The organism is Pseudomonas baltica, from assembly GCF_014235765.1.
In the GTDB taxonomy this organism is placed as follows: Bacteria; Pseudomonadota; Gammaproteobacteria; order Pseudomonadales; family Pseudomonadaceae; genus Aquipseudomonas; species Aquipseudomonas baltica.
The window spans coordinates 313246-338747 of record NZ_JACMYH010000003.1; the positions used below are offsets into that span (position 1 = coordinate 313246).

Annotated in this window: 24 protein-coding genes; 15 read left to right on the top strand and 9 right to left on the bottom strand. The window is 63.0% G+C overall.

Annotation, left to right across the window (positions count from 1 at the left end; genetic code table 11):
* Positions 1-20 precede the first annotated feature (20 nt).
* From H7993_RS13860 to bipL, 6 genes are all read left to right on the top strand, one after another.
* Entirely contained in the window at positions 21-1118 is a 1098-nt protein-coding gene (locus H7993_RS13860; protein ID WP_122479871.1) for a polyamine ABC transporter substrate-binding protein, read from the top strand.
* Between the two features lie 193 nt (positions 1119-1311).
* Complete coding sequence (locus H7993_RS13865) at positions 1312-2406, top strand: polyamine ABC transporter substrate-binding protein (RefSeq protein WP_122479870.1); 1095 nt, start codon at positions 1312-1314, stop codon at positions 2404-2406.
* 56 nt (positions 2407-2462) lie between these two features.
* Positions 2463-3605, top strand: coding sequence for a polyamine ABC transporter ATP-binding protein (gene potA / locus H7993_RS13870; protein WP_185794716.1), 1143 nt, complete (start codon positions 2463-2465; stop codon positions 3603-3605).
* Between the two features lie 35 nt (positions 3606-3640).
* Positions 3641-4522: an ABC transporter permease subunit gene (locus H7993_RS13875; protein ID WP_185794802.1), complete on the top strand. Its 882-nt coding sequence runs from the start codon at positions 3641-3643 to the stop codon at positions 4520-4522.
* Positions 4519-5403, top strand: coding sequence for an ABC transporter permease subunit (locus H7993_RS13880; RefSeq protein WP_122479867.1), 885 nt, complete (start codon positions 4519-4521; stop codon positions 5401-5403). The genes H7993_RS13875 and H7993_RS13880 overlap by 4 nt, the downstream gene beginning before the upstream one ends.
* A 65-nt stretch (positions 5404-5468) precedes the next feature.
* On the top strand, positions 5469-6392 hold the full coding sequence (bipL, locus tag H7993_RS13885; RefSeq protein ID WP_185794717.1) for a phospholipase BipL: 924 nt from the start codon (positions 5469-5471) through the stop codon (positions 6390-6392).
* An 86-nt stretch (positions 6393-6478) separates the two neighbouring features.
* Here bipL and H7993_RS13890 read toward each other — a convergent pair whose 3' ends face one another.
* On the bottom strand, positions 6479-7231 hold the full coding sequence (locus tag H7993_RS13890; protein ID WP_185794718.1) for a DUF2059 domain-containing protein: 753 nt from the start codon (positions 7229-7231) through the stop codon (positions 6479-6481).
* 141 nt (positions 7232-7372) lie between these two features.
* Here H7993_RS13890 and H7993_RS13895 point away from each other — a divergent pair, with 141 nt between their 5' ends.
* Complete coding sequence (locus H7993_RS13895) at positions 7373-8008, top strand: 2OG-Fe(II) oxygenase (protein WP_185794719.1); 636 nt, start codon at positions 7373-7375, stop codon at positions 8006-8008.
* A gap of 126 nt (positions 8009-8134) precedes the next feature.
* Here the strand turns inward: H7993_RS13895 and serA are convergent, their stop codons facing one another.
* Positions 8135-9364 carry a phosphoglycerate dehydrogenase gene (serA, locus tag H7993_RS13900; RefSeq protein ID WP_185794720.1) on the bottom strand — a complete coding sequence of 410 codons (1230 nt, stop codon included), beginning with the start codon at positions 9362-9364 and terminating at the stop codon, positions 8135-8137.
* Between the two features lie 214 nt (positions 9365-9578).
* On the opposite strand from serA, the gene H7993_RS13905 reads away from it, so the two are divergent.
* The 4 genes from H7993_RS13905 (at position 9579) to H7993_RS13920 (ending at position 13726) form a co-directional block, all read left to right on the top strand.
* Complete coding sequence (locus H7993_RS13905; RefSeq protein ID WP_122479862.1) at positions 9579-10973, top strand: FAD-binding oxidoreductase; 1395 nt, start codon at positions 9579-9581, stop codon at positions 10971-10973.
* A 28-nt stretch (positions 10974-11001) separates the two neighbouring features.
* On the top strand, positions 11002-11667 hold the full coding sequence (locus tag H7993_RS13910) for a fumarylacetoacetate hydrolase family protein (RefSeq protein WP_122796203.1): 666 nt from the start codon (positions 11002-11004) through the stop codon (positions 11665-11667).
* A gap of 110 nt (positions 11668-11777) precedes the next feature.
* The gene (locus tag H7993_RS13915; RefSeq protein WP_185794721.1) at positions 11778-12689 is read left to right on the top strand and encodes an SdiA-regulated domain-containing protein; all 912 of its coding nucleotides are present in this window, start codon (positions 11778-11780) and stop codon (positions 12687-12689) included.
* Positions 12690-12817: 128 nt separating this feature from the next.
* Positions 12818-13726: an SdiA-regulated domain-containing protein gene (locus H7993_RS13920; RefSeq protein ID WP_122479859.1), complete on the top strand. Its 909-nt coding sequence runs from the start codon at positions 12818-12820 to the stop codon at positions 13724-13726.
* A gap of 6 nt (positions 13727-13732) precedes the next feature.
* Here H7993_RS13920 and tcyN read toward each other — a convergent pair whose 3' ends face one another.
* Genes tcyN through tcyJ form a run of 3 tightly spaced genes read right to left on the bottom strand, consistent with a single transcriptional unit; the run spans position 13733 to position 15943 of the window.
* On the bottom strand, positions 13733-14482 hold the full coding sequence (tcyN, locus tag H7993_RS13925; RefSeq protein WP_185794722.1) for an L-cystine ABC transporter ATP-binding protein TcyN: 750 nt from the start codon (positions 14480-14482) through the stop codon (positions 13733-13735).
* A gap of 4 nt (positions 14483-14486) precedes the next feature.
* Positions 14487-15152, bottom strand: coding sequence for a cystine ABC transporter permease (gene tcyL / locus H7993_RS13930; RefSeq protein WP_122480127.1), 666 nt, complete (start codon positions 15150-15152; stop codon positions 14487-14489).
* Positions 15152-15943, bottom strand: coding sequence for a cystine ABC transporter substrate-binding protein (tcyJ, locus tag H7993_RS13935; protein WP_122479857.1), 792 nt, complete (start codon positions 15941-15943; stop codon positions 15152-15154). The genes tcyL and tcyJ overlap by 1 nt, the downstream gene beginning before the upstream one ends.
* A 274-nt stretch (positions 15944-16217) precedes the next feature.
* On the opposite strand from tcyJ, the gene epsC reads away from it, so the two are divergent.
* The gene (gene epsC / locus H7993_RS13940; protein WP_185794723.1) at positions 16218-17156 is read left to right on the top strand and encodes a serine O-acetyltransferase EpsC; all 939 of its coding nucleotides are present in this window, start codon (positions 16218-16220) and stop codon (positions 17154-17156) included.
* Positions 17157-17390: 234 nt separating this feature from the next.
* Positions 17391-19352: a choline transporter BetT gene (betT, locus tag H7993_RS13945; protein ID WP_185794803.1), complete on the top strand. Its 1962-nt coding sequence runs from the start codon at positions 17391-17393 to the stop codon at positions 19350-19352.
* 103 nt (positions 19353-19455) lie between these two features.
* Here betT and H7993_RS13950 read toward each other — a convergent pair whose 3' ends face one another.
* The 3 genes from H7993_RS13950 to H7993_RS13960 form a co-directional block, all read right to left on the bottom strand.
* A complete protein-coding gene (locus tag H7993_RS13950; protein WP_122479854.1) occupies positions 19456-19773 on the bottom strand; it encodes a DUF2388 domain-containing protein in 318 nt (105 codons plus the stop codon).
* Between the two features lie 122 nt (positions 19774-19895).
* Positions 19896-21686 carry a type IV pilus assembly ATPase TfpB gene (gene tfpB, locus H7993_RS13955; protein WP_185794724.1) on the bottom strand — a complete coding sequence of 597 codons (1791 nt, stop codon included), beginning with the start codon at positions 21684-21686 and terminating at the stop codon, positions 19896-19898.
* A gap of 101 nt (positions 21687-21787) precedes the next feature.
* Entirely contained in the window at positions 21788-22114 is a 327-nt protein-coding gene (locus H7993_RS13960) for a hypothetical protein (protein ID WP_244657671.1), read from the bottom strand.
* A gap of 127 nt (positions 22115-22241) precedes the next feature.
* On the opposite strand from H7993_RS13960, the gene H7993_RS13965 reads away from it, so the two are divergent.
* The gene (locus H7993_RS13965) at positions 22242-22712 is read left to right on the top strand and encodes an Lrp/AsnC family transcriptional regulator (protein WP_185794725.1); all 471 of its coding nucleotides are present in this window, start codon (positions 22242-22244) and stop codon (positions 22710-22712) included.
* An 87-nt stretch (positions 22713-22799) separates the two neighbouring features.
* Here the strand turns inward: H7993_RS13965 and H7993_RS13970 are convergent, their stop codons facing one another.
* Positions 22800-24167 (bottom strand): CYTH domain-containing protein, encoded by a 1368-nt coding sequence (locus H7993_RS13970; RefSeq protein ID WP_185794726.1) that lies wholly within the window; start codon positions 24165-24167, stop codon positions 22800-22802.
* A gap of 139 nt (positions 24168-24306) precedes the next feature.
* On the opposite strand from H7993_RS13970, the gene argE reads away from it, so the two are divergent.
* Positions 24307-25461, top strand: a complete 1155-nt coding sequence (gene argE / locus H7993_RS13975; RefSeq protein ID WP_185794727.1) for an acetylornithine deacetylase — start codon at positions 24307-24309, stop codon at positions 25459-25461.
* The last annotated feature ends 41 nt before the right edge of the window (positions 25462-25502 follow it).

Here is a 25502-nt window from a genome sequence, read left to right on the forward strand (position 1 = left end):
AACATTTAGGAGCACAACGCATGAAGATATTTGGCAAGACCCTCCTCGCCGTGGCCCTGATGGGGGCGATGGCCAGTGCTGCGCAGGCAGACGACAAGGTTCTGCACGTGTACAACTGGTCGGACTACATCGCGCCGGACACGATCAAGCAATTCGAGGCGGAGTCGGGGATCAAGGTCGTCTACGACGTATTCGACAGCAACGAAACCCTGGAAGCCAAACTGCTGGCCGGCAAGTCCGGCTACGATATCGTCGTGCCTTCCAACAACTTCCTGGCCAAGCAGATCAAGGCTGGTGTGTACCAGGAACTGGACCGCTCGAAACTGCCGAACTGGAAAAACCTCAACGAATCGCTGCTCAAGGCGGTGTCGGTGAGCGACCCGGACAACAAGCATGCCTTCCCGTACATGTGGGGCTCGATCGGCATCGGCTTCAACGCCGACAAGGTCAAGGCTGCGCTGGGCGCCGATGCACCGACCAACAGCTGGGACCTGCTGTTCAAGCCGGAAAACGCGGCCAAGCTGAAGTCGTGCGGCATCAGCTTCCTTGATTCGCCCACCGAGATGCTGCCGATCGCCCTGCATTACCTGGGCTACCCGACGGACTCGCAGGACAAGAAGCAGCTTGCCGAGGCCGAGGCGCTGTTCCTCAAGGTGCGTCCATCGATCGGTTACTTCCATTCCTCCAAGTACATCTCCGACCTGGCCAACGGCAATATCTGCGTGGCCGTGGGGTATTCGGGTGACATCTACCAGGCCAAGTCGCGCGCCGAAGAAGCGGGTGGCAAGGTCAAGGTCAGCTACAACATTCCCAAGGAAGGCGCTGGCAGCTTCTTCGACATGGTCGCCATCCCCAAGGATGCCGAGAACGTCGAAGGCGCCTACAAGTTCATGACCTTCCTGATGAAACCGGAAGTCATGGCCGAGATCACCAACAGCGTGCAGTTCCCCAACGGTAACCAGGCTGCAACAGCATTGGTGGATAAAGCCATCAGCGGCGATCCGGGCATCTACCCGCCGGCCGATGTGCAGGCCAAGCTGTATGCCATTGCCGACCTGCCGGCGGCGACGCAGCGCATCATGACGCGCAGCTGGACCAAGATTAAGTCGGGCAAGTAAGCCGGGCTGGTATTGCGATGCGCCTTTCGCGGCCGATGACCGCTCCCACACATACCCCGTAGGAGCGGCCCGTGGCCGCGAATGGCGCACCGCGAGCTCGGGCCAGGTGAATCAGCAATTGCGGCGCGCGCGCATGGGCTGTAAGTTGCGCGCCGGTTTGTCTTATAGAACAAACGCTTGAGAGGACCTCCACTTGTCACACTCTTTGTTTCGCAAGGCCATGCTGATCGGTGCGGGTCTGACCCTGGCGCTCAATGCTCAAGCGGCAGGCACCGTACACATCTACAACTGGTCCGACTACATCGGCGAGAGCACCCTGGCGGATTTCGAAGCCGCCACCGGGATCAAGCCGATCTATGACGTCTTCGACTCCAATGAAACCCTGGAGGGCAAGTTGCTGGCCGGCCATACCGGCTACGACGTGGTGGTGCCGTCCAACCACTTCCTGGGCAAACAGATCAAGGCCGGGGCGTTCCAGAAACTGGACAAGGCCCAGCTGACCAACTATTCCAACCTCGATCCGGTGCTGCTCAAGCGCCTGGAAAAGAACGATCCGGGTAACCAGTACGCCGTCCCCTATCTGTGGGGTACCAACGGCATCGGTTACAACGTGGAAAAGATCAAGGCTGTGCTGGGCGTCGACAAGATCGACTCCTGGGCCATGGTGTTCGAGCCCGAAAACATCAAGAAACTGTCCAAGTGCGGCGTCGCCTTCCTCGACTCGCCCGACGAGATGTTCCCGGCCGTGCTCAACTACATGGGCCTGGACCCCAACACCACCGACGAGAAGCTCTACAAGCAAGCCGAGGCCAAGCTGCTCAAGGTCCGTCCGTACGTGACCTACTTCCATTCCTCCAAGTACATCAGCGACCTGGCCAATGGCAACATCTGTGTGGCCGTGGGTTATTCCGGCGACATATTCCAGGCCAAGGCACGGGCTGAGGAAGCCGGCAAGGGCATCAAGCTGGCCTACTCGATTCCCAAGGAAGGCGGCAACCTGTGGTTCGACATGCTCGCCATCCCCGCCGATGCGCCGGATGCCAAGCAGGGCCTGGCGTTCATCGACTACCTGTTGAAGCCTGAAGTGATTGCCAAGGTGAGCGACTATGTCGGCTATGCCAACCCCAATCTCAAGTCCGGCGAGCTGATGGATCAGGATGTGCGCAACGACGAGGCGGTCTACCCGCCGCAGGCCATCCAGGACAAGCTCTACGTCAACGTCGAGCTGCCGCCCAAGGTGCAGCGTTTGATGACCCGCAGCTGGACCAAGGTCAAGTCGGGCAAATAAATACTCGGGGCGGCCCGATCCAGAGCCGCCCCCACTCAAGTTTGGGAGTTTCGTGAATGGCTGTTGCCTCCAGCGCCTACAAAAAAGCCCTCGAAGGCAGCCAGCAACCGAAAAAGGTGCTGGTCCGGATCGAAAAGGTAACGAAGAAATTCGACGAAACGGTGGCCGTGGACGACGTGTCGCTGGAAATCAACCAGGGTGAGATCTTCGCCTTGCTGGGCGGGTCCGGTTCCGGCAAGTCCACCCTGCTGCGCATGCTGGCTGGCTTCGAACGGCCGACCGAGGGGCGTATTTTCCTCGACGGTGTGGACATCACCGATATGCCGCCCTACGAGCGGCCGATCAATATGATGTTCCAGTCCTATGCATTGTTTCCGCACATGACCGTGGCGCAGAACATCGCCTTCGGGCTCAAGCAGGACAAACTGCCGGCGGCCGAAATCGACGCACGCGTGGCGGAAATGCTCAAGCTGGTGCAGATGACCCAGTACGGCAAGCGCAAGCCGCACCAGTTGTCCGGTGGCCAGCGTCAGCGCGTTGCGCTGGCACGCTCGCTGGCGAAAAAGCCCAAGCTGTTGCTGCTCGACGAGCCGATGGGCGCGCTGGACAAGAAGCTGCGCTCGCAGATGCAACTGGAACTGGTGGAAATCATCGAGCGGGTCGGCGTGACCTGCGTGATGGTGACCCACGACCAGGAAGAGGCCATGACCATGGCCCAGCGCATCGCCATCATGCACCTGGGCTGGATCGCGCAGATCGGCAGCCCGATCGACATCTACGAAACCCCCACCAGCCGCCTGGTGTGCGAGTTCATCGGCAACGTCAACCTGTTCGAAGGCCAGGTGGTCGAGGACATGGAAGGCTACGCACTGATCAGCAGCCCGGAGCTGGAGCGCAGCATCTATGTCGGTCACGGTGTAAGTACCGCTGCCGAAGACAAGAACGTGACCTATGCCATTCGCCCGGAAAAGATGCTGGTGACCACCCAGCAGCCCGACAGCGAACACAACTGGTCGCGCGGCAAGGTCCATGACATCGCCTACCTGGGCGGCCATTCGGTGTTCCACGTGCAGTTGCCGTGCGGCAAGCTGGTGCAGTCGTTCGTGGCCAACGCCGAGCGCCGTGGCGCCCGGCCGACCTGGGACGACGCAGTGTTCGTCTGGTGGGAAGACGACAGCGGCGTGGTACTGCGCTCATGAAGCTGCGCAAGATCAAACGCAAGCTCAAGAGGATCATCCCCAACGGTCGCCAGATGGTCATCGGCGTACCGTTCCTGTGGCTGTTCCTGTTCTTCATGCTGCCGTTCTTCATCGTGCTCAAGATCAGCTTCGCCGAAGCCGACGTGGCGATCCCGCCGTACACCGAAATCTGGAGCTACGCCGAACAGAAGTTCGAGTTGATCCTCAATTTCGCCAACTACGCGCTGCTCACCGAAGACGATCTGTACATCTCGGCCTATCTGGGCTCGTTGAAGATGGCCTTCTTCAGCACCCTGATCTGCCTGCTGCTCGGCTATCCCATGGCCTATGCCATCAGCAAGGCACGCAAGGACCTGCAGACCGTGCTCCTGCTGCTGATCATGATGCCGACCTGGACGGCGATCCTGATCCGCGTGTATGCCTGGATGGGCATCCTGAGCAACAACGGCCTGCTCAATGCCTTCCTGATGTGGCTGGGGCTGATCGACCAGCCGCTGCAGATTCTCAACACCAACCTGGCGGTGTACATCGGCGTGGTCTATGCGTACCTGCCATTCATGATCCTGCCGCTGTTCGCCAATCTGGTGAAGCATGACAACAGCTTGCTGGAGGCTGCTTCCGACCTGGGCTCGAGCACCTTCAACAGTTTCTGGAAGATCACCGTGCCGCTGTCGAAGAACGGCATCATCGCCGGCTGCATGCTGGTATTCATTCCGGTGGTCGGCGAGTTCGTGATTCCCGAGCTGCTGGGTGGCCCGGAAACCCTGATGATCGGCCGCGTGTTGTGGCAGGAATTCTTCAACAACCGTGACTGGCCCGTTGCCTCGGCATTGGCCGTGTTGATGCTGGCGATTCTGATCGTGCCCATCGTGCTGTTCAATCGCAGCCAGGCCAAAGAACTGGAGGGCAAGGCATGAAGCGTTTCGGGTTCTCCAAACTGATCCTGGTGCTGGGTCTGGTGTTCATCTATGCGCCGATGCTGATCCTGGTCATCTACTCCTTCAATGCTTCGCGGCTGGTGACGGTGTGGGGTGGCTGGTCGGTGCAGTGGTACGTCGGCCTGCTGGACAACTCCCAGCTGATGGGCGCGGTGATGCGCTCGCTGGAAATCGCCTGCTACACGGCAGTGACGGCCGTGGCTCTGGGGACCATGGCGGCGTTCGTGCTGACGCGCATCAGTCGCTTCAAGGGGCGCACGATGTTCGGCGGCCTGGTGACGGCGCCGCTGGTGATGCCCGAGGTGATTACCGGTCTGTCGCTGCTGTTGCTGTTCGTGGCCATGGCCCAGGTGATCGGCTGGCCGCAGGAGCGTGGCATCGCCACGATCTGGATCGCTCATACCACCTTTTGTGCCTCCTACGTGGCGGTGGTGGTGTCATCGCGGCTGCGCGAGCTGGACCTGTCGATCGAAGAGGCGGCCATGGACTTGGGTGCGCGGCCCTGGAAGGTGTTCTTTCTGATCACCATTCCCATGATCGCGCCATCGCTGGCGGCCGGCGGGATGATGTCCTTCGCGCTGTCGCTGGATGATCTGGTGCTGGCCAGCTTCGTCTCCGGGCCGGGTTCCACGACCCTGCCGATGGAAGTGTTTTCGGCGGTCCGCCTGGGCGTGAAGCCTGAGATCAATGCGGTGGCCAGCCTGATTCTGCTGGCCGTTTCGTTGGTGACGTTCTTGGTATGGTATTTCGGGCGTCGGGCCGAAGAGCGTCGTCGCAAGGCGATCCAGCAAGCCATCGAGGAAAGCGCCGCCAACTCCTGGCAACAGCCGAAGACTCAGCGGCCGGCAGCGTCGGTGTGATGAGGGCAGGGCGCTGGGTCTCCAGCGCCCTTGCCAGCACACGTATTGCCTTGGAACAATCGTCCATGCCCATTGCATTTCATCCCGACACCCTGCGAAATTCCCTGCCACCCTTGGGCACCCGACAGCCGTTGTCCGCTGAGGCTCAGGCCTACCAGCGCTTCTATCAGCTAGACCTGCCCGTACAAAGCTGGCTGGGGCGCTTCAGTGCTGCCGGCTTCGACTTGGTGGCCCAAGTGTGGCTGCCGGAGCGGCCTGTCGCCACGCTCTTCGTCATGCACGGTTTCTACGATCACATGGGGTTGTACCGGCACGCCGTGCAGTGGGCCTTGGCGCGTGGCTTCGCGGTCATTTCCTGCGACCTGCCGGGCCATGGTCTGTCCAGCGGCGAGCGAGCCAGCATTCACAGCTTTGCCGATTACCAGGCCACGCTCGATGGCCTGTTCGCCGAAGCACGCACCCTGCAGCTGCCGCAGCCTTGGCATCTGCTGGGGCAGAGCACCGGTGGCGCGATCATCGTCGACCATCTGCTGCACCAGGGCGCGCAGTCCGCGGCGCAGGGGCAGGTGCTGCTGATGGCGCCGCTGGTGCGGCCCAGCGCATGGGGTTTGTCCAAACTCAGCTATCGCGTGCTGAAGCCGTTCGTCAACGGCATTGCCAGGCGTTTCAGCGCCAATACCAACGACCCGGATTTCATGCCGTTCCTGCAGGCGGACCCGCTGCAGCCCGTGCGCCTGCCGACGGCGTGGGTGGGGGCGTTGGTGCAGTGGGTGCAGCACATCGAAGCCGCGCCGCGCAGCCCGCGCACTGTGGTGGTCGTGCAGGGGGAGGATGACGACACCGTGGATTGGCGGCACAACCTCAAGGTGCTGCGCGCAAAGTTCGCCGAGGTGCGGGTGTTGCAGGTGGCGGGGGCCCGGCATCATCTGGTCAATGAGCTGCCTGCGATTCGGGCGAAGTGTTTCGATTTCTTCGAACAGAATCTATAACCGAGTCGTCTGCTTCGCGGCCGCTGACCGCTCCTACGGGGGTGGGCCATTGCTGCGGGTGGGTCAGCGGCCGCGAACGGCGCCCCTCAGTTTCCCGCCTTGCCCGGTGTCTGTCCAACCGCCAGCCCAGCCCGTACCGCATCCAGGGCCGCCTGATAATAAGCCTGGCCAGCGGCAGACTCGGCGAAGCCGACGAACTCCTCCAGTTCCGGATCGGACAATTCGCGGTACACGTACAGCAGCGTATTGTTCAGGTCGATGGCGATCTGCTGTTGCAGCCGCTCGCGCTGGCCATCGAGCAGACCTGCAGCCTGGCCGCCCCCCAACAGACCTGGAATCATCGAGCTGAGGCTGTCGGCGGCCACCCCGGCGATCGCCAGGCTGACCTCTGCGCCCGCCTGGCGCGCCGGCAGTGCCTGCGCCAGATGGCCGATCAACAGCGCGCGGGTCGACTCGACCTGCAGTTTCGGCAGGCCCTGGGCGTTCTTGGCCAGTTGATCACTGCGGGTGGCCAGCAGCTCGGCGGCGACGATCTTGCGGCCCAGGGCAGACTCGAAGAAGGCGAGGGCCGGTTTGGGATCGGCCAGGCCCTGGCGCAGTCGCGCTTCGGCGCGCTGGTCCATGGCCTGCGCCGCGAAGCGTTGGTCGCTGTTGCTCACCAGTGCCTGGAAAACCGCCGGTGGCAAGCTGCTCTGGTAGCGCTGCTGGGCCGCCTTGAGGGCGTCGCTGAAATGCGCCCTTTGTTCAGGCCAGCCAGCGGCCTTGTACAGCAGGTCGTGGTCGTCGGCCCAGGCGGGCGTCGTACTGAACATCATCAAGAACACAAGGACGCGGCGCATAGGGACTCCTGTCGGCAAGGGGCCATTGTCCGTGGCATTGCCTGGCTTTGTCGAGAAGTGACATGCACGCTGCGCCTCGATGCATCGACTGCGCAGCGACCTCGTGCAAGCCCCTGTCGGTTTTGCAGGCGTATGGATACTATGCCGGGCATGCAAATACCTTCTGATCATCCACTGCTGCTGCGCATCGTCGACGACCTGGCCGAGCACGGCTGGTCGCAGCAGGAGCTCTTCGTGCCCCAGGCTTTGACCCTGGCGCTGGCGGCCGAGTGCCGTACCCGCCATGCCCAAGGCGAACTGGCGCCGGCGGCCGTCGGGCGCGGTCCATCCCAGGAGATCCGCGAAGGCATTCGCGGTGACCGCATCCAGTGGATCGAACCGGGCGAATCCGTGCCGTGCGACGTTTACATGCAGATCATGGACAGCCTGCGCGAGGCGCTCAATCGTGGTCTGTTTCTGGGCCTGGAAGACTTCGAATGCCATTTCGCCCTGTACCCACCGGGCAGCGTCTACCTGCGTCACCTGGATCGCTTTCGCGATGATGACCGGCGCATGGTGTCAGCGGTGCTGTACCTGAACGATGCGGATTGGGGCGAGGAGGATGGCGGTCAGTTGCGTATGTACCTGCAAGGCGACACGGCGTACGACGTGCAGCCGATCGGTGGCACGCTGGTGGTGTTTCTTTCTGGAGAGGTACCGCACGAAGTGATGCCGGCGCAGCGCAATCGGCTGTCGCTGACCGGCTGGTTCCGCCGTCGGGGCAACGAGCCGTTCTGATACACCGCGTCGCCTGGTTCGCGGCTACTAGCCGCTCCTACAGGGGATCTGGGTTGATTGTAGGAGCGGCTAGCAGCCGCGAACCAGAGGACGCGGTGTGCCAGGCACACCGCAATCCGGCCGCTATCAGAACAATACGCGGCAGCGAATGGTTCCGGTGACCTGTTGCAGCTTTTCCTGCGCCAGGTCCGAGTAATCGGCGTCGACGTCGATCACCACATAGCCGACCTTTTCGTTGGTCTGCAGGAACTGGCCGGAGATGTTGATGGCGTTCTCGGCGAAGACCTTGTTGATCTCCATCATCACGCCCGGCACGTTCTCGTGGATGTGCAGCAGACGGTGCTTGCCAGGGTGCGCGGGCAAAGCCACTTCCGGGAAGTTGACCGACGACACCGAGGTACCGTTGTCGCTGTACTTGACCAGTTTCTCGGCCACTTCCAGGCCGATGTTGGCCTGCGCCTCGGCGGTGGAACCACCGATGTGCGGGGTCAGGATGACGTTGTCCAGGCCACGCAGCGGGCTTTCGAAGATGTCGTCGTTGGAGCGTGGCTCGACCGGGAATACGTCGATGGCAGCGCCGATCAGGTGCTTGTCCTTGATCGCCTCGGCCAGTGCGTCGAGCTCGACCACGGTGCCGCGCGCGGCGTTGATGAGGATACCGCCCTTCTTGATGGCACGGATTTCCTTCTCGCCGATCATCCACTGGGTGGCGGCGGTTTCGGGCACATGCAGGGTGACGATGTCGCTCATGCCCAGCAGCTCGGTCAGGCTGCCGACCTGGGTGGCGTTGCCCAGCGGCAGCTTGGTCACGGTGTCGTAGAAGTACACCTGCATGCCCAGGCCTTCGGCCAGGACCGACAGCTGGGTGCCGATCGAGCCATAGCCGACGATGCCCAGTTTCTTGCCGCGGATCTCGAAGGAGTTCGCCGCGCTCTTGATCCAGCCGCCACGGTGGCAGGAAGCGTTCTTCTCGGGGATGCCACGCAACAGCAGAATGGCTTCGGCCAGCACCAGTTCGGCCACGGAACGGGTGTTGGAATACGGTGCGTTGAACACCGCGATACCGCGTTCGCGAGCGGCGGCCAGATCAACCTGGTTGGTGCCGATGCAGAAGCAGCCCACGGCGACCAGTTTCTTCGCACAGTCGAACAGCTCTTCGGTCAGCTGGGTGCGCGAGCGAATGCCGATGAAGTGCGCATCGGCGATCTTTTCCTTGAGTTCGGCTTCGGGCAGCGACTTGGTGTGGTACTCGATGCTGGTGTAGCCGGCAGCCTTGAGGACGTCCACGGCGGATTGGTGGACGCCTTCGAGAAGAAGGAACTTGATCTTGCTCTTGTCGAGGGAAGTCTTGCTCATCTGCGTAAACCTGTGTCCCGAAAAAAATGGCAGGAAGTGAAGCGGCGCACACCGGGCCAGGGCTCGATTGGCGGGGGGCGTATGCTAGCATAGCCTCCCTGTCGTACGCCCATCCTGGGTCATGAGCCGTTCTCAGGGTGACTATGAATGGTCCGGGGTTTAGCGGGCCGCGAATCGCCCGATTCGTGAATCCTTCACTTGCAGAGTCGCGTCCATGAACCGTCATGCCCTGATCGATGAACTCAAGACCCTGCTCGAGCCTGGCAAGGTCCTCACCGATGCCGCTTCGCTCGACACCTACGGCCGGGACTGGACCAAACAGTACGCCCCGGCACCCAGCGCCATCGCCTTTCCCAAGACCACCGAGCAGGTCCAGGCCATCGTGCGCTGGGCCAACGAGCGCAAGGTGGCGCTGGTCCCTTCGGGTGGGCGTACCGGTCTGTCGGCTGCGGCGGTGGCGGCCAACGGCGAGGTGGTGGTGTCGTTCGACTACATGAACAAGGTGCTCGACTTCAACGCCACCGACCGCACCGTGGTCTGCCAGCCAGGCGTCATCACCAAGCAGCTGCAGAACCTGGCCGAGGAAAACGGCCTGTACTACCCGGTGGATTTCGCCTCTTCGGGTTCCAGCCAGATCGGCGGCAACATCGGCACCAACGCCGGCGGCATCAAGGTCATCCGCTACGGCATGACGCGCAACTGGGTGGCGGGCCTCAAAGTGGTCACCGGCCAGGGCGATGTACTGGAGCTGAACAAGGACCTGGTCAAGAACGCCACCGGCTACGACCTGCGTCAGTTGTTCATCGGCGCCGAAGGCACCCTGGGGTTCATCGTCGAGGCCACCATGCGCCTGGACCGTGCGCCGAAGAACCTCACCGCGATGGTGCTCGGCACCACCGACTTCGATGCGATCATGCCGGTGCTGCATGCGTTTCAGGGCAAGCTCGACCTCACGGCGTTCGAGTTCTTTTCCGACAAGGCGCTGGCCAAGGTGCTGGGCCGCGGCGACGTGCCGGCGCCGTTCGAAACGGCCTGCCCGTTCTATGCCCTGCTGGAGTTCGAAGCCACCACCGACGACATCGCCGACACCGCGCTGGCCACCTTCGAACACTGCGTGGAGCAGGGCTGGGTGCTCGATGGCGTCATGAGCCAGAGCGAGCAGCAGTTGCGCAACCTGTGGAAGCTGCGCGAGTACATCTCCGAAACCATTTCCCACTGGGTGCCGTACAAGAACGACATCTCGGTGACCATTTCCAAGGTGCCGGCTTTCCTGCGCGAGATCGACGCCATCGTCAGCGAGCGCTATCCGGCATTCGACGTGCTCTGGTACGGCCACATCGGCGACGGCAACCTGCACCTGAACATCCTCAAGCCCGAGCACATGGACAAGGACGCATTCTTTGCCGAATGTGCGCTGGTCAATACCGAGGTCTTCGAAACCGTGCGCAGGTACAACGGCTCCATCTCCGCCGAGCACGGCGTGGGCATGGTCAAGCGCGACTACCTGCAGTACAGCCGCTCGCCGGTCGAAATCCAGTACATGAAAGCCATGAAGGCAGTGTTCGACCCCAATGGGATCATGAACCCTGGCAAGATCTTTTCCATTTGATACGTTCATCTGAGCAGAGGTTCGAGCAATGAGCTACCAGCACCAGTACATCGACGGTACCCGCATCCACTTTCCGCTGGGCAAGGTGGTGTGCATCGGCCGCAACTACGCCGAGCATGCCAAGGAGCTGGACAACCCGATTCCGACCGAGCCGCTGCTGTTCATCAAGCCAAGCAGCTGCGTGGTGCCGTTGCAGGAAACCTTCACCATTCCGACCGATCGCGGCGCGGTGCACTACGAGGCGGAAATCGCGGTGCTGCTGGGCAAGTCACTGAGCACCCGGCCCAGTGCCGAAGAAGTCATCGATGCCATCTCCGGCTTCGCCCCGGCGCTGGACCTGACCCTGCGCGACGTCCAGGCGCGCCTGCGCGAGAAGGGCCTGCCGTGGGAAATCGCCAAGTCGTTCGACGGCGCGGCAGTGATCGCACCGTTCGTATCGGCCGACAGCTTCCCTGACCTCACCGACATCCCGATACGCCTGACCATCGACGGCGACGTGCGCCAGGACGGCAACAGCAATCTGATGCTCAACCCCATCGTGCCGATGATCCAGTACATGGCCGGGTGCTTCTCGCTGCAGGCTGGCGACGTGATCCTCACTGGCACCCCGGCCGGGGTAGGCCCGCTCGAAATCGGCGCCGAAATCGTGCTGGAACTGCCCGGTGTCAGCCGCTTCACCAGCCGCGTCCAGTAGTCGCCCCACGCCTCACCTTTTTTTTACATTCGATCTGGATAATGCCCCCACCCAAGTGGGTGCATTGTTCGGATGTGCCCGTATGAATCCGTCTCCAGCAAGGGTACTTCATGGTCCGCGCCGCGCTGCATTCATCCCGCCCCCTGCACAAACGTTGGTACCTGTGGACCTTGCTGGTGCTGCTGATCGGCTACATCGTCGCGGTGGTCTTGCACTGGGACGACCGCGCCGAGCTGTGGGTGCAGGAGTGGACGCACAACAGCACCGAGCGCAAGGCCAGTGTCTGGCTGCCTGACTATGAAGCCGTGATCGACGCCAAGGCCCTGCCCGGCATGGAAGGCGACGAAGCCTCGGACATCACCTATCACCCCGGCACCCGTACCTTGTTCGCGGTGATGGGCAAGAACCCCTATCTGGTCGAGCTGAGCCTGCAGGGCGACGTGCTGCGCAAGATGCCGCTGACCGGCTGGAGCAATCCGGAGGCCATCACCACACTCGCCGATGGGCGCCTGGGGATCATCGACGAGCGCCAGCACCAACTGACCGTGGTCAAGGTCGAGGCCGACACCCGCGAGCTGAACATCGCCGACTTCGCGCCGTTCGACCTCGGCCCTTCGGCGGACCAGAACAAGGCCTTCGAAGCCCTGGCCTGGGATCCGCGCAACCAGCGCCTGTTGCTTGGCGAAGAAAGACCACCGGCGCTGTTCTCGCTGAAGCTGGGCAGCGATGGCCTGCCCACCGGCGAGAAGCAACGCCTCGATGCGCCCGACCTGGACATGCGGAACCTTTCGGCGCTGGCAGTGGATCCGCGCACCGGTCACCGCCTGCTGCTCTCGGCCGACTCGCACCTGCTCATGGAATACGATGAAACCGGCAAGCAGTGGAGCTTCATGACCCTGCTGGGCGGCATGAACGGCCTCAAGGACACCATTCCCCGCGCCGAAGGCGTGACCATGGACGACGAAGGCACGATCTACCTGGTCAGCGAGCCGAATCTGTTCTACGTATTGCGCAAGCGTTGAGCCGGATAGCAGCGTCTTCTGGCGCTGCAATTTCTTCGACGTTTCCTACAAATCAATCCGTAGAAACTTAAGCCTGGCTTCATCATTTAATGGTTTGATGCGCACACTTCACTTCAGAGCCCGACGCGATGCGTTTCTTCGTTCGACCCATTCACCTGCTGCTGATCGCGGCACTGCTTGCACTGATCTGCGCCTTCGCCGCACTGCATCACTTTCGCTGGATCGAGCGGGCCAGTTTCAACGTCGAGCGCTGGCTCGGAGGCCCGCTGCCAGGCGCGATCAACCTGGACAGCTATCAGGTGGATATCGAGGCGCAGGTGGTCGAAGGCCTGGACGACGACATCTCGGCACTGACCTTCGATCCATCGCGCAAGACCCTGTTCACCGTTACCAACCAGCGTTCCGAGCTGATCGAGCTGTCGCTGCAGGGCACCATCCTGCGACGTATCGCGCTGGTCGGGTTCGGCGACCCGGAGGCGGTCGAGTACATCAGCCCTGGCGTCTACGTGATCACCGACGAGCGCCAGCAGCGCCTGATCAAGGTCAACGTCACCGACGATACGCAGATCATCGACGCCCAGCAGGCCGAGCAGTTGAGCCTCAACTTCGGTGGCCGCAGCAACAAGGGTTTCGAGGGGTTGGCCTACGACTCGACCGGCAAGCGCCTGTTCGTGGCGCGCGAGCGCGATCCCATGCTGATCTACGAAGTGCAGGGCTTTCCGCGCGGGGTCAGCGACAAGCCGCTGGACGTGCAGGTGACCCAGGACCGCCGGCGCGATGCCGGCCTGTTCGTGCGCGACCTTTCCAGCCTGCAATACGACGAGCGCAGCGGCCACCTGCTGGCCCTGTCGGACGAATCGCTGCTGGTGCTGGAACTGGACGTGCAGGGCCGGCCCCTGAGCACCATGTCGCTGCGCAAGGGCCGCCAGGGCTTGAGCAAGAGCGTGCCGCAACCCGAAGGCATCGCCATGGACGACGATGGCAACCTGTACATGGTCAGCGAACCCAACCTGTTCTACGTGTTCCGCAAGCGCTGAACGGCGCTAGCCCTCGGGGTGCAGGAACTTGTCGAGAAACTGCCGGGTCCGTGCCTGCTGCGGGTTGGCGAACAACTCGCGGGCCGGTCCCTGTTCCACGATCACCCCCTGGTCGAAGAACACCACGCGATTGGCCACGTCGCGGGCGAACTGCATCTCGTGGGTGACGATGACCATGGTGCGCTTTTCCTGCGCCAGGCCCCGAATCGTTGCCAGCACTTCGCCGACCAGCTCCGGGTCCAGCGCTGAAGTCGGCTCGTCGAAGAGGATGACCTGCGGCTGCATGGCCAGCGCCCGGGCAATCGCCACGCGCTGCTGCTGACCGCCCGAGAGCCGCCTGGGGTAGGCCTCTTCCTTGCCGGCCAGGCCAACCTTGGCCAACAGCTCGCGGCCCAGTTCGGTCGCTTCGGCCATGGCCATCTTCTTTACCACCAGCGGCCCTTCGATGACGTTCGCCAACGCCGTGCGATGGGGAAACAGGTTGAAGTTCTGGAAGACGAAACCCACCTGCTGGCGCAACTCGCGAATCAGGCCCTGCTGCTGCGCCACGCGGGCTCCGTCGATTTCGATGTCGCCCACACGGATCTGGCCACTGGTAGGTGTTTCCAGCAGGTTCAGGCAGCGCAGGAAGGTCGTCTTGCCCGAGCCGCTGGGACCGATGATCGCCACCACCTCACCGGCGGCGATCTCCAGGTCGATGCCCTTGAGCACGCTGTGGCCATTGAACTGTTTGGTCAGGCCCTTTACCGCGATCATTGCTTCATGCCTCTTGGTCGTGGCGGTTGACCCGCCGTTCCAGATGATTCTGCAGGTGCGCCAGAACGCTTGCCAACAGCCAGTAGATCAATGCGGCCGCCAGGTACATGGTGAAGATCTCGAACGTACGGGCGGTGATCAACTGCGCCTGGCGGAACAGCTCCGGTACCTGAATGGTCGCTGCCAGCGCCGTGTCCTTGACCAGTGAAATGAAACTGTTGCCCAGTGGCGGCAGGGCGGTGCGCATGGCCTGCGGCAGGATGGCCCGGCGCAAGGTCTGCGCGCGGGTCATGCCGATGCTGGCAGCTGCCTCCCACTGGCCACGCTCGATGGACGCGATCGCCGCCCGCAGGATTTCACAGGCATAGGCGGCCATGTTCAGCGAAAAGCCGATGAGTGCAGCGGGCAACGGATCCAGTTCGATACCGATCTGCGGCAGGCCGTAGTAGATGACGAACAGCTGGACCAGCAACGGCGTGCCGCGGAAGAACGACACGTAGACCCTGGCCGGCCAGCTCAGCAGGCGGCTTCGGGACAGCCGCATCAACGCCAGGCCGAACCCCAGCAGCAGGCCGAAGAACATTCCGCCCAGGCTGAGGAAGACCGTGTAGTAGGCACCCTTGAGCAGAAAGGGTGCCGAATCGAGCATCAGCTGCAGGCTGCTCTCGATCATTGCGTGACGTCAGCGCTGAACCATTGCTTGGACAGCTTGGCCAGGGTGCCGTCGGCGCGCAGTTTGTCGAGAGCGTCGTCGAGTGCCTTGAGCAGTTCCGGCTCGCCCTTGCGCACGGCGATCCCGGCTTCCTGACGCGAGAACGCGTCGCCTGCCAGGGCGAGGGTTTCGTTGGTCTTGTTGATCAGGTCGAATGCGGCCAGGCGGTCCACCAGAATCGCATCGATACGGCCGACGCGCAGGTCCTGGTACTTGGTCGGATCATCGTCGTAGGTTTTCACCACGGCGCTCGGCACGTTGTCCTTGAGCCACTGCTCGTAGTTGGTGCCCAGGCCCATGCCGACTTTCTTGCCGGCCAGGTCGGAGGCCTGCTTGATGCTGTCGGCATTCTTCTTCGCGACCACGGCCTGGATACCGGACACGGTGTAAGGCTTGGAGAAGTCGTACTTCTTCTTGCGCTCATCGGAGATGGTCACCTGATTGACCACGACGTCGAGCCGCTTGGACTCCAGCGCTGCGAGAATACCGGCCCATGGGGTGGGCTGCAGCTTGACCTTGACGCCCAGTTCCTTGGCCAGGGCCTCGGAGAGTTGCACTTCGAAGCCGGTCAGCTTGCCGTTTTCGTCCACGAAGCTGAACGGCGGGTAGGTACCCTCCAGGCCGATGTTGATGACACCGGCGTCCTTGATTTTCTGCAACTGTTCGCCAGCCATTGCCTGGCCCAGCAGCGAACTGCCCAGAACCAGGCCGGCGATCAGCAGGTGTTTGCGCAATGCGGGAAACTTCATGGCGGATCCTTGAAATGAGGGAGGGTTTCGCAGCGTTGGCGGCCACCTGTGCGGTTACCGGTCGTCGAGGCGAAGGCGCAATGGGAAAACAGGACTATAGGCACCGCCACGCTGGCCCACAAGCCCCCTCGGCGCCCACGGAACGTATGACCGCGGCTTATGTTCAGATGCTCCACGACACGTCCAAAGCGTTCTTTTTACCGCCTGGATTTTTCCCGTATGGTGGGCGCCAACCGGCGGCCATCGCTGTTTCCACACAAGGCAGGGTATAACCGTGAACGACATTCCTCAGGCACGCAGAGGCCATTGGCAGTTGCAGTCCATCGTCGGCCAGTTGCATGAGGCGCGCTCCGATTGGCGCCGGCAGAACGGACGCAGTTGCGGCATGCAGGGCGGCCGCGAGCTGCCGTCGCGCGAGGCCATGGCCAAAGTGCTGGAGCAGTTGTGCGGCGCGTTGTTCCCGATGCGCCTGGGGCCGGTGGACCTGCGCGAAGAAAGCGAAGACTTCTATGTAGGCCATACCCTGGACGCTGCGCTCAACGAACTCTTGACCCAGGCCCGCCTGGAACTGCGCTACGCCGCGCGCAATGGCGACTGCGACTTGCCCGCCGTCGACGCCAGGGCCCTGGAACTGATCCAGGATTTCGCTGCGGCGCTGCCCGGCCTGCGGCGCTTGCTCGACACCGACGTGCTGGCCGCCTATCACGGCGATCCCGCGGCGCGCAGTGTCGATGAGGTATTGCTGTGCTATCCCGGCGTGCTCGCGGTGATCCATCATCGCCTCGCTCACCATCTGTATCTCGCCGGCCTGCCGTTGCTGGCGCGCATCAGCTCGGAACTGGCGCATTCGGCGACTGGCATCGATATCCACCCCGGCGCGCGCATCGGCCCAAGCTTTTTCATCGACCACGGCACGGGCGTGGTGATCGGCGAAACCGCCGTCATTGGCGAGCGGGTGCGTATCTACCAGCAGGTCACCCTGGGCGCCAAGCGCTTCCCGGCGGACGAGTCCGGGCAGCTGCAGAAGGGGCATCCGCGCCACCCGATCGTCGAGGACGATGTGGTCATCTACGCCGGCGCGACCATCCTGGGTCGCATCACCATCGGCCAGGGCTCGACCATCGGCGGCAACGTCTGGCTCACGCGCACCGTGCCGGCCGGCAGCAACCTCACCCAAGCCAACCTGGTGCACGACGACGGCAGTCAGAAATAGGGCTTGGCAGGACGCCGCGAACGGCCTGCCAGGCAGGACCGTTCGGCCCATCAATTGGCCATCTACCATCAGTCGTGTTTTAATTGAACGCTCGTTCAATAAAACCATGGATCGCGATTCGCGTTCAACAGGAGGCCATCCCTTGCTGAAAACGCCCAGTTTCTTCCATTTACGAACGTGTGGAGTGCACCGCGCATGAGTGCATCTTCATCAGCGCCAAGCGGCAACGTGCGCATGAACCCTCCGGTGTTCTACTTCGCCGCCAGTTTCATCCTGATTTTCGGCATCGTCGTCATCTCCTTTCCGCAGGCAGCTGGCCAGTGGCTGATGGCGGCGCAAAGCTGGGCCGCCAACACGGTCGGTTGGTACTACATGCTGGCCATGACCCTGTACCTGGTGTTCGTCGTGGTCACGGCGCTGTCGGGTTACGGCAAGATCAAGCTGGGGGCCGATCATGACGAGCCCGAGTTCAGCTACCTGTCCTGGGCCGGCATGTTGTTTGCCGCCGGCATCAGCATCACGCTGTTCTTCTTCTGCGTTTCCGAACCGCTGACCCATATGCTGCAACCGCCGCAGGGCGAGGCGGGCACCCAGGAAGCCGCGCGCCAGGCCATGCAGTTGCTGTTCCTGCACTGGGGCCTGCACGGTTGGGGCGTGTTCGCCTTCGTCGGCATGGCTCTGGCCTATTTCGCCTATCGCCACAACCTGCCGCTGGCGCTGCGTTCGGCGCTCTACCCCCTGATCGGCAAACGCATCAACGGGCCGATCGGCTACGCCGTGGACGGCTTCGGCATCATCGCCACCATCTTCGGCCTGGGGGCCGATATGGGGTTCGGCGTGCTGCACCTCAATTCCGGCCTGGACTACCTGTTCGGGGTGGCCCACACCCAGTGGGTGCAGGTGATCCTGATCACCCTGATGATGGGTGCAGCGATTCTGGTGGCGGTCTCCGGCGTCGACAAGGGCGTGCGGGTGATGTCCGACATCAATATGCTGCTGGCCTGTGCGCTGTTGCTCTTCGTGCTGTTCGCCGGACCGACCCAGCACTTGCTCAGCACCCTGGTGCAGAACGTTGGCGATTATCTGGGTGCACTGCCCAGCAAGAGCTTCGACGTCTACGCCTACGACAAACCCAGCGACTGGCTGGGTAACTGGACGGTGTTCTACTGGGCCTGGTGGATTGCCTGGTCGCCTTTCGTGGGGCTGTTCATTGCGCGCATCTCGCGCGGACGCACCATTCGCGAGTTCGTCTTCGGTGTGCTGCTGATTCCACTGGGCTTCACCCTGGCCTGGATGTCGATCTTCGGCAACAGCGCCATCGACCAGGTGATCAACCACGGCATGGCTGCCATCGGCCAGTCGGCCATCGACGACCCGTCGATGACCCTCTACCTGCTGCTCGAAACCTACCCATGGGCGAGGACGGTGATTGCCGTTACGGTGTTCATCAGTTTCGTGTTCTTCGTCACCTCGGCCGACTCGGGCACCGTCGTGCTCTCCACCTTGTCGGCACGTGGCGGCAACCCCGACGAAGACGGGCCGAAATGGCTGCGGGTATTCTGGGGTGCGATGACCGCGCTGGTCACCAGCGGCCTGCTGTTCGCCGGCAGCATCGACTCGCTGAAATCGGCGGTGGTGCTGACCTCGCTGCCGTTCTCGATCATTCTGCTGGCGATGATGTGGGGACTGCACAAGGCGTTCCACATGGAAAGCCAGCGCAAGATCGCCCAGTTGTATTCGCTGGCCCCGGTTGCCAGCTCGCGCCCAGGGCGTGGCGGCTGGCGGCAGCGGTTGAGTCAGGCCGTGAGCTTCCCCTCGCGTGACGAGGTGTACCGGTTCATGGACACCCACGTACGGCCTGCCGTGGCCGAAGTGACCGCATCGTTCGCCGAGAAGGGCCTGGATGCCGTTGCGCAAGAGGACACGCCTCACGACAACGTGATCTTCGAGATCGGTCATGGTGAAGAGCGGCCGTTCATCTATCAGGTGCAGATGCGCGGTTACTTCACGCCATCCTTCGCCCGTGGCGGCATGGGCAATCAGGAACTGAAGAACCGGCGCTACTACCGTGCCGAGGTGCATCTGGCCGAAGGTAGCCAGGACTACGACCTGGTCGGCTACAGCAAGGAGCAGATCATCAACGACATCCTCGACCAGTACGAACGGCACATGCAGTTCCTGCATCTGGTGCGCTGACAGGGGCAAGGGGCCCACGGCCCCTCGCTCGCGCCCGTGCAAATAACCTGCACACAAAAAAACCCTCGCACCTGGGTGCGAGGGTTTTTTCATGGCTGCGCTATCAGTTGTCGGCGACGGCGTTCCGGGCCAGGATGGCGTTGGCCAGGTCCATGTCGGAAGCCTGCAGGCCAGGGTTCTCGGCGCGTACCTTGTGGATCGCGGCTTCCAGGTACGGGCCACGGATACCGCCTTCGCTGGCCACGAAGCTGCCGGCATCGTCCTGGGCGGCGATGATCAACTTGTGATCCTTGAAGGTCAGGTAGGAGGAGCCGGTCGTGGCGCCGGAAGATAGCACGTTGCGCCAGAAGGGGTCGGCCATGGCCGAGCTTACGGGCAGGGACAGCAACGCGAGGGTAGCAACGGCGGTTTTGAGGCGCATGATCGAGACTCCACAGTGTGATCCGGTACGAATGTAATCCGGGGCAGTTGTCGTTCGCACGTTGGATACGGCCAACCACGTCCAAGTTCCCCAAGGCCAACGGCTTGCCTGCCGCGGTGGCGTTACAGCGACTCGATGCGCGGGGTGACGCGCAGCACCTCCTCGAGCGTGGTCAGGCCGGCGGCGATCTGCCGTGCGCCACTCAGGCGCAGGCTGCGCATGCCCTCCCGGCAGGCCTGGCGCCGCAGCTCGGCGAGGTCGGTGTGGGCGTCGATGCAGGCCTTCACGCCGTCGCTTATCAGCAGCACTTCATAGACCCCGGCACGTCCGCAGTAACCGGTGTCGCGGCAGCGCGGACAGCCGACGGCCCGCCGCGCGCCCTCGGGCACGGCCATGCGCCAAGGCTCGATGAGCGCCTGCCAGCTCTTCGGGTCGATGCGCACCGGCGCCTTGCAGTCTTCGCACAGCGTACGTACCAGGCGCTGCGCCATGACGCCCAGCACCGTCGCTTTGATCAGGTAGTGCGCGACACCCAGTTCCAGCAGGCGAGTGATCGCGCCCACGGCATCGTTGGTGTGCAGGGTCGATACCACCAGGTGGCCGGTGAGGGCCGCCTGGATCGCCATCTCGGCCGTCTCCAGGTCGCGGATCTCACCGATCATGATGATGTCCGGATCCTGCCGCATCAGTGCACGCAGGCCACTGGCAAAGTCCAGGTCGATGTTGTGCTGCACCTGCAGCTGGTTGAAGGCCGGTTCGACCATCTCGATCGGATCTTCGATGGTGCACAGGTTGATCTGCGGGGTCGCCAACTGCTTGAGGGTGGTGTACAGCGTGGTGGTCTTGCCCGAACCCGTGGGTCCGGTCACCAGCACGATGCCGTGAGCCTGGGAGGTCATCTGCTGCCAGCGCCGCAGGTCTTCGGCCACCAGGCCCAGCTGGGCAAAATCCTTGAGCAACACCTGAGGGTCGAAGATGCGCATCACCAGCTTTTCGCCGAAGGCCGTGGGCAGGGTGGACAGGCGCAGCTCGATTTCCTGGCCCTGCGGCAGGCGGGTCTTGATCCGGCCATCCTGAGGCTTGCGCTTCTCGGCGACGTTCATGCGCCCCAGGCTTTTCAGGCGGCTGACGATAGCCAGGGTGACCTGCTCGGGGAACCGGTACACGCAATGCAGCAAGCCATCGATACGAAAGCGCAGCGCACCGAAGTCGCGCCGAGGCTCGATATGAATGTCACTGGCGCGCTGCTCGAACGCGTATTGGAACAGCCAGTCGACGATATTGATGACGTGCTGGTCGCTGGCAGCGGGCACCGTGGCCATGTCGCCCAGTTGCAGCAGCTGCTCCAGATTGCCCGCGGCGCCGGGCTGGCCCTGGACCCTGGCGCCGCTGACCGAGCGCGCCAGCTGAAAGAATTGTTCGGTGAAACGCTGGATGTCCGCGGGGTTGGCGACCACGCGCTTGATCGAGCGTTTGAGTGCGTGGGCCAGGTCGGCTTCCCACTGGCGCTGCCAGGGCTGCGCGCTGGCGATGGTAACGCTGTGTTCGTCCACGGCCACGGCGAGAATGTTGTGGCGCATGGCGAAGGCCTGGGGCATCAAGGCGACCACGGTGGCAACGTCGATGCACAGCGGGTCGATGCGCAGGTAGGGTTGCCCGGCGTGGTCCGCCAGCCACCGGCTCAGGACCTCGAGCGTCAGCAGGTGCCCGGGTTGGCGCGGGTCGGGCAATCGGCAGTCGGCGAGCCGTTGCAGGGGGTGGGCTGGGTGCGCGCATTCCTGTTTCAAGTCGTCGCACAGTGCCTGGGCGACGTCCGCTGCGATGAGGCCTTCGACGAGCAGGGCGTCGATCAGATCATCGAGGTTCAGGCTGCCGTCGGGGCAATGTCGGCGGGGAGTGGCGACGAGCGTCATGCGGGGGCCTCCTTGGCGGTGCGCGATCTGTCGTGCTACCCAGCCTAGCGCCCGTGCCGGAAGTCGCCGTCATGGCAACCGTTGCCGCATTTGTCGGCCGCTCAAGCGTACGACTGTACCTGGGCCGGGTGCTGGGCATCGACCAGTTGCACATCGAACACGCTGATCAGGTTGCGCATCTTTTCCGCGATCACCTGTGCGCGGTGCCAGGTCAACTCGCCCACCTGCACCTGGATCTGCAGGCTGTCCGCTACCTGGGATGCAGCGAGCTGCCGGGGGATCAGGTACTGCATGGCAAACAGATTGAGCACTCGGCACAGCACGTCGGCCTCGATCTCGGCACTCAGGCTGAACTGCACAGTGGTGGTCAGGTTGCCTGCGGCCCAGACATCGGGGCGCGGCGAGGTCAGCAGTTCAAAGGCGGACATGGGCGATCTCCGTGGTCGATGGGAGAAAGTCTCCCACGCTGGAACGGGTATTTCTTGCCTGACTTGGCGAGTTATTGAGCTATCTTGAATTGTGCAATTCCATAAACAGCAAGGCAGAGGCATTTCTATGCAAAGTTCTTTGGATGCTTATGACCGGCGCATCCTGGCATTGCTGCAAGAGGACGCCACGCTTTCCAGCGCGCAGATCGCCGAGCAGGTGGGCTTGTCGCAGTCACCCTGCTGGCGGCGCATCCAGCGGCTCAAGGAAGAGGGGGTGATCAGGGCGCAGGTGACGCTGCTGGACCGCAAGAAGATCGGCCTCAACACGCAGATATTCGCCGAAGTGAAACTCAACGCCCACGGTCGCTCGAACTTCACCGAGTTCGCCGAAGCGATACGCGGCTTTCCGGAAGTGCTGGAGTGCTATGTGTTGATGGGCAATGTCGATTTCCTGCTGCGCATCGTCACGCCTGACATCGAAGCGTACGAGCGTTTCTTCTTCGAGAAACTGTCGATGGTGCCGGGCATTCAAGAGGTGAATTCGACGGTGGCGCTGTCCGAAATCAAGTCCACCACCAGTTTGCCGGTGAATCGGTGAGGCGCGATGTCAGCCGCTCCTACAGGTTCACAACACCCTGTAGGAGCGGCTGGCAGCCGCGAAGAGGTCGGAAAAACCCCGCAAAGCTTACTTGCGCAGCAGCAGTTTCCAGGCGCGGTTCTGGCTTACGGCAATGGCCTGCTGCATCCGCGCGTCCAGCACTTCATCGCTGATATCCAGGCTGGCCAATGCATGCAGCTTGTTCAGTTCGCCGAACAGGCGGTCGACTTCCGGCACGTCCAGCACACCGCGGGCCAGGTGCAGCCAGCTCTGGATGCGTTCGATGCGTGGCAACTGCTCGGCCAGGTCCTCGGGTTGCTGCTGGTAGCGCGGCAGTTGCAGCGCTGCGCCTTCTTCGGCCAGCAGGTGGCCCAGCCAGCTTTGCAGCTGGGCGGCGCCCTGGCGGTTGCCGCGGTTGTTGCGCTCGACCGTCCACAGGCGGCCCAGCAGCCAGCGCGAAGTGTTCAGCGAGAACTGGCCCCAGCGCACGTCCAGCAGCTCTTCGGCGAACTGCTCGGGCGCGGCCTTGCGCACGTCCTCGTCCTCCTGCCCGGCCTGCACCAGCGGGCGCCAGTCTTCGAGCAGCGCATCGAGGGAGGTGCGCAGCTCGTTGCTGCTGGTGCGTGGAGCGGCCTGGCCGAGGCTGCCAACCAGTCCGCGCAGTTCGACGAGTTGTTGTACCCAGTCCTGCAGCAGGCGCCAGTGGCCGTTGAAACGGTACTGCTCGGCCAGGCGCTGGCTGTTCGCCAACAAGTGCCAGGCCAAGGCGGTGAAGGCGTCGTCGAGCGAGGTTTCAGCGTTCAGTTCCGGCGCCGGCAGGCTCAGGGCGTAGCTGTCCGGATCGCTGAGGCGATAGCCGCGCTCGGCCTTGCTGATGTCACAGGGCATCAGCGCCAGTTTCTCGGCCAGTTCGGCGGCCAGCTCGAGCAATGCCGATGGCTCACCTTCACGCAGCTCCAGCTCCAGTTCGCAGATCTCTTCGGACTGCTTGCCGACAATGACCTTGCCCAGGTCCAGGGCCGCCTCGATCACCACCCGGGCCTTGCCGCGGCCCCAGGCGATTTCTGCCCGCTCGCGCACGAAATCGGTGGTGAACACCGGCTTGATGGTTTTCTTGTCGAGTTCGGCCAGTTGCTCGGGCCAGCATTCGCCGTCGAGTTTCTTCAGGTCGAGCTTGGCCTTGGGCAGGGTCCAGTCGTACTCGTTGCGCTGCGACAGCCCGGCCACGCTGCTGCCACGGGTCTTGAGGGTCTGGATGACTTCTTCGCCATCGCGACGCAGGCGCAGGGCAACCTTGGCCGCCGCCAGTTCGCGCGCAGGCGTGTCGAAGTACTGGTTGAACAGCTCTCGGCGCTCCCAGCCACTTTTGTTGCGCTTCTTCAGCAAAGGGTGCTCACGCAAGGCAGCGAGCGTTTCGCGGCTGACGCGCAGTTTGATTTCGGTTTCTTTGTGCATGAGGGGGCAATCCAAGCGCTGGCGGACAACAACGCGCTGATGACTAGATAAGGCCGTGCAGTGTACAGCAGTCGCGCCACGGCGGTTTATTCTTGGCGCCCGATGGCTCTATGATGGGGCTCGCCCCGGGAGGTTCGCCATGCCATTGCCGTCCATGCAGGAACAGTTCGCCGCCCTCATCGCGGCGCCTTCGGTGAGTTGCACCCAGCCCAGCCTGGACCAGTCCAACCGCCAGGTGATCGATCTGCTGGCCGGCTGGCTGTCCGACCTGGGTTTTGCCTGCGATATCCAGCAGGTCGAGCCCGGCAAGTTCAACCTGATCGCCACGTTCGGCAGCGGCCCCGGCGGCCTGGTGCTGGCCGGGCACAGCGACACGGTGCCCTACGACGAGGCGCTGTGGAGCACCGATCCGCTCAAGCTCACCGAAGTCGACGGACGCTGGGTCGGGCTGGGCAGTTGCGACATGAAGGGCTTCTTCGCGCTGGCGATCGAGGCGGTGCGCGGCCTGATCGACCAGCCGTTCAAGCAGCCGCTGATCATCCTCGCCACCTGTGACGAGGAAAGTTCGATGTCCGGCGCCAAGGCGCTGGCCGCGGCCGGTCGCCCGTTGGGCCGTGCCGCGGTCATCGGCGAGCCGACCGGGCTCAGGCCGATCCGCCTGCACAAGGGGGTGATGATGGAGCGCATCGACATCCTCGGTCGCAGTGGCCATTCCTCGGACCCAAGCCTGGGCCACAGCGCCCTGGAAGCGATGCACGGGGCGATCGGCGAGTTGCTGAGCCTGCGCCAACAATGGCAGCGCGAGTACAACAATGCCCAGTTCAGTGTGCCCCAGCCGACCTTGAACCTGGGTTGTATCCACGGCGGCGACAACCCCAACCGTATCTGCGGGCAATGCTCGCTGGAGTTCGACCTGCGGCCGTTGCCGGGCATGGACCCGCAGGTCCTGCGTGCCGCGATTCTCGGCAAGCTGGCACCGTTGGCCGAGCTGCACCAGGTGAAGATCGACTACGCCCCGTTGTTCGCCGAGGTACCGCCCTTCGAGCAGCGTGCCGACGCCGAGCTGGTTCGGGTCGCCGAGCGCCTGACCGGGCACACTGCAGCCGCCGTGGGCTTCGGCACCGAGGCGCCATACCTGCAGAGCATGGGGTGTGAAACCCTGGTGCTGGGTCCGGGCAACATCGCCTGTGCCCACCAGCCCGGCGAATACCTCGAAATGTCACGTTTGCAGCCTACCGTGCGTCTATTGCGTGAACTGATCGGGCATTACTGCCTCGAATCGGTGATCACCTGAATCTGGCCGCCCCCGAGGCCGCCATCCATGCAAGGAGTGCA

Excerpts from the sequence above, each read along its gene's own strand:
- H7993_RS13910 (WP_122796203.1), top strand. The coding sequence starts at position 11,002 with ATGAGCTACCAGCACCAGTACATCGACGGTACCCGCATCCACTTTCCG.
- H7993_RS13970 (WP_185794726.1), bottom strand. The coding sequence starts at position 24,167 with ATGCACAAAGAAACCGAAATCAAACTGCGCGTCAGCCGCGAAACGCTC.
- H7993_RS13960 (WP_244657671.1), bottom strand. The coding sequence starts at position 22,114 with ATGTCCGCCTTTGAACTGCTGACCTCGCCGCGCCCCGATGTCTGGGCC.
- H7993_RS13920 (WP_122479859.1), top strand. The coding sequence starts at position 12,818 with ATGCGTTTCTTCGTTCGACCCATTCACCTGCTGCTGATCGCGGCACTG.
- H7993_RS13890 (WP_185794718.1), bottom strand. The coding sequence starts at position 7,231 with ATGCGCCGCGTCCTTGTGTTCTTGATGATGTTCAGTACGACGCCCGCC.
- H7993_RS13950 (WP_122479854.1), bottom strand. The coding sequence starts at position 19,773 with ATGCGCCTCAAAACCGCCGTTGCTACCCTCGCGTTGCTGTCCCTGCCC.
- bipL (WP_185794717.1), top strand. The coding sequence starts at position 5,469 with ATGCCCATTGCATTTCATCCCGACACCCTGCGAAATTCCCTGCCACCC.
- H7993_RS13880 (WP_122479867.1), top strand. The coding sequence starts at position 4,519 with ATGAAGCGTTTCGGGTTCTCCAAACTGATCCTGGTGCTGGGTCTGGTG.
- H7993_RS13905 (WP_122479862.1), top strand. The coding sequence starts at position 9,579 with ATGAACCGTCATGCCCTGATCGATGAACTCAAGACCCTGCTCGAGCCT.
- potA (WP_185794716.1), top strand. The coding sequence starts at position 2,463 with ATGGCTGTTGCCTCCAGCGCCTACAAAAAAGCCCTCGAAGGCAGCCAG.
- argE (WP_185794727.1), top strand. The coding sequence starts at position 24,307 with ATGCCATTGCCGTCCATGCAGGAACAGTTCGCCGCCCTCATCGCGGCG.
- H7993_RS13895 (WP_185794719.1), top strand. The coding sequence starts at position 7,373 with ATGCCGGGCATGCAAATACCTTCTGATCATCCACTGCTGCTGCGCATC.
- H7993_RS13965 (WP_185794725.1), top strand. The coding sequence starts at position 22,242 with ATGCAAAGTTCTTTGGATGCTTATGACCGGCGCATCCTGGCATTGCTG.
- tcyN (WP_185794722.1), bottom strand. The coding sequence starts at position 14,482 with ATGATCGCGGTAAAGGGCCTGACCAAACAGTTCAATGGCCACAGCGTG.
- betT (WP_185794803.1), top strand. The coding sequence starts at position 17,391 with ATGAACCCTCCGGTGTTCTACTTCGCCGCCAGTTTCATCCTGATTTTC.
- H7993_RS13860 (WP_122479871.1), top strand. The coding sequence starts at position 21 with ATGAAGATATTTGGCAAGACCCTCCTCGCCGTGGCCCTGATGGGGGCG.
- serA (WP_185794720.1), bottom strand. The coding sequence starts at position 9,364 with ATGAGCAAGACTTCCCTCGACAAGAGCAAGATCAAGTTCCTTCTTCTC.
- H7993_RS13915 (WP_185794721.1), top strand. The coding sequence starts at position 11,778 with ATGGTCCGCGCCGCGCTGCATTCATCCCGCCCCCTGCACAAACGTTGG.
- tfpB (WP_185794724.1), bottom strand. The coding sequence starts at position 21,686 with ATGACGCTCGTCGCCACTCCCCGCCGACATTGCCCCGACGGCAGCCTG.
- tcyJ (WP_122479857.1), bottom strand. The coding sequence starts at position 15,943 with ATGAAGTTTCCCGCATTGCGCAAACACCTGCTGATCGCCGGCCTGGTT.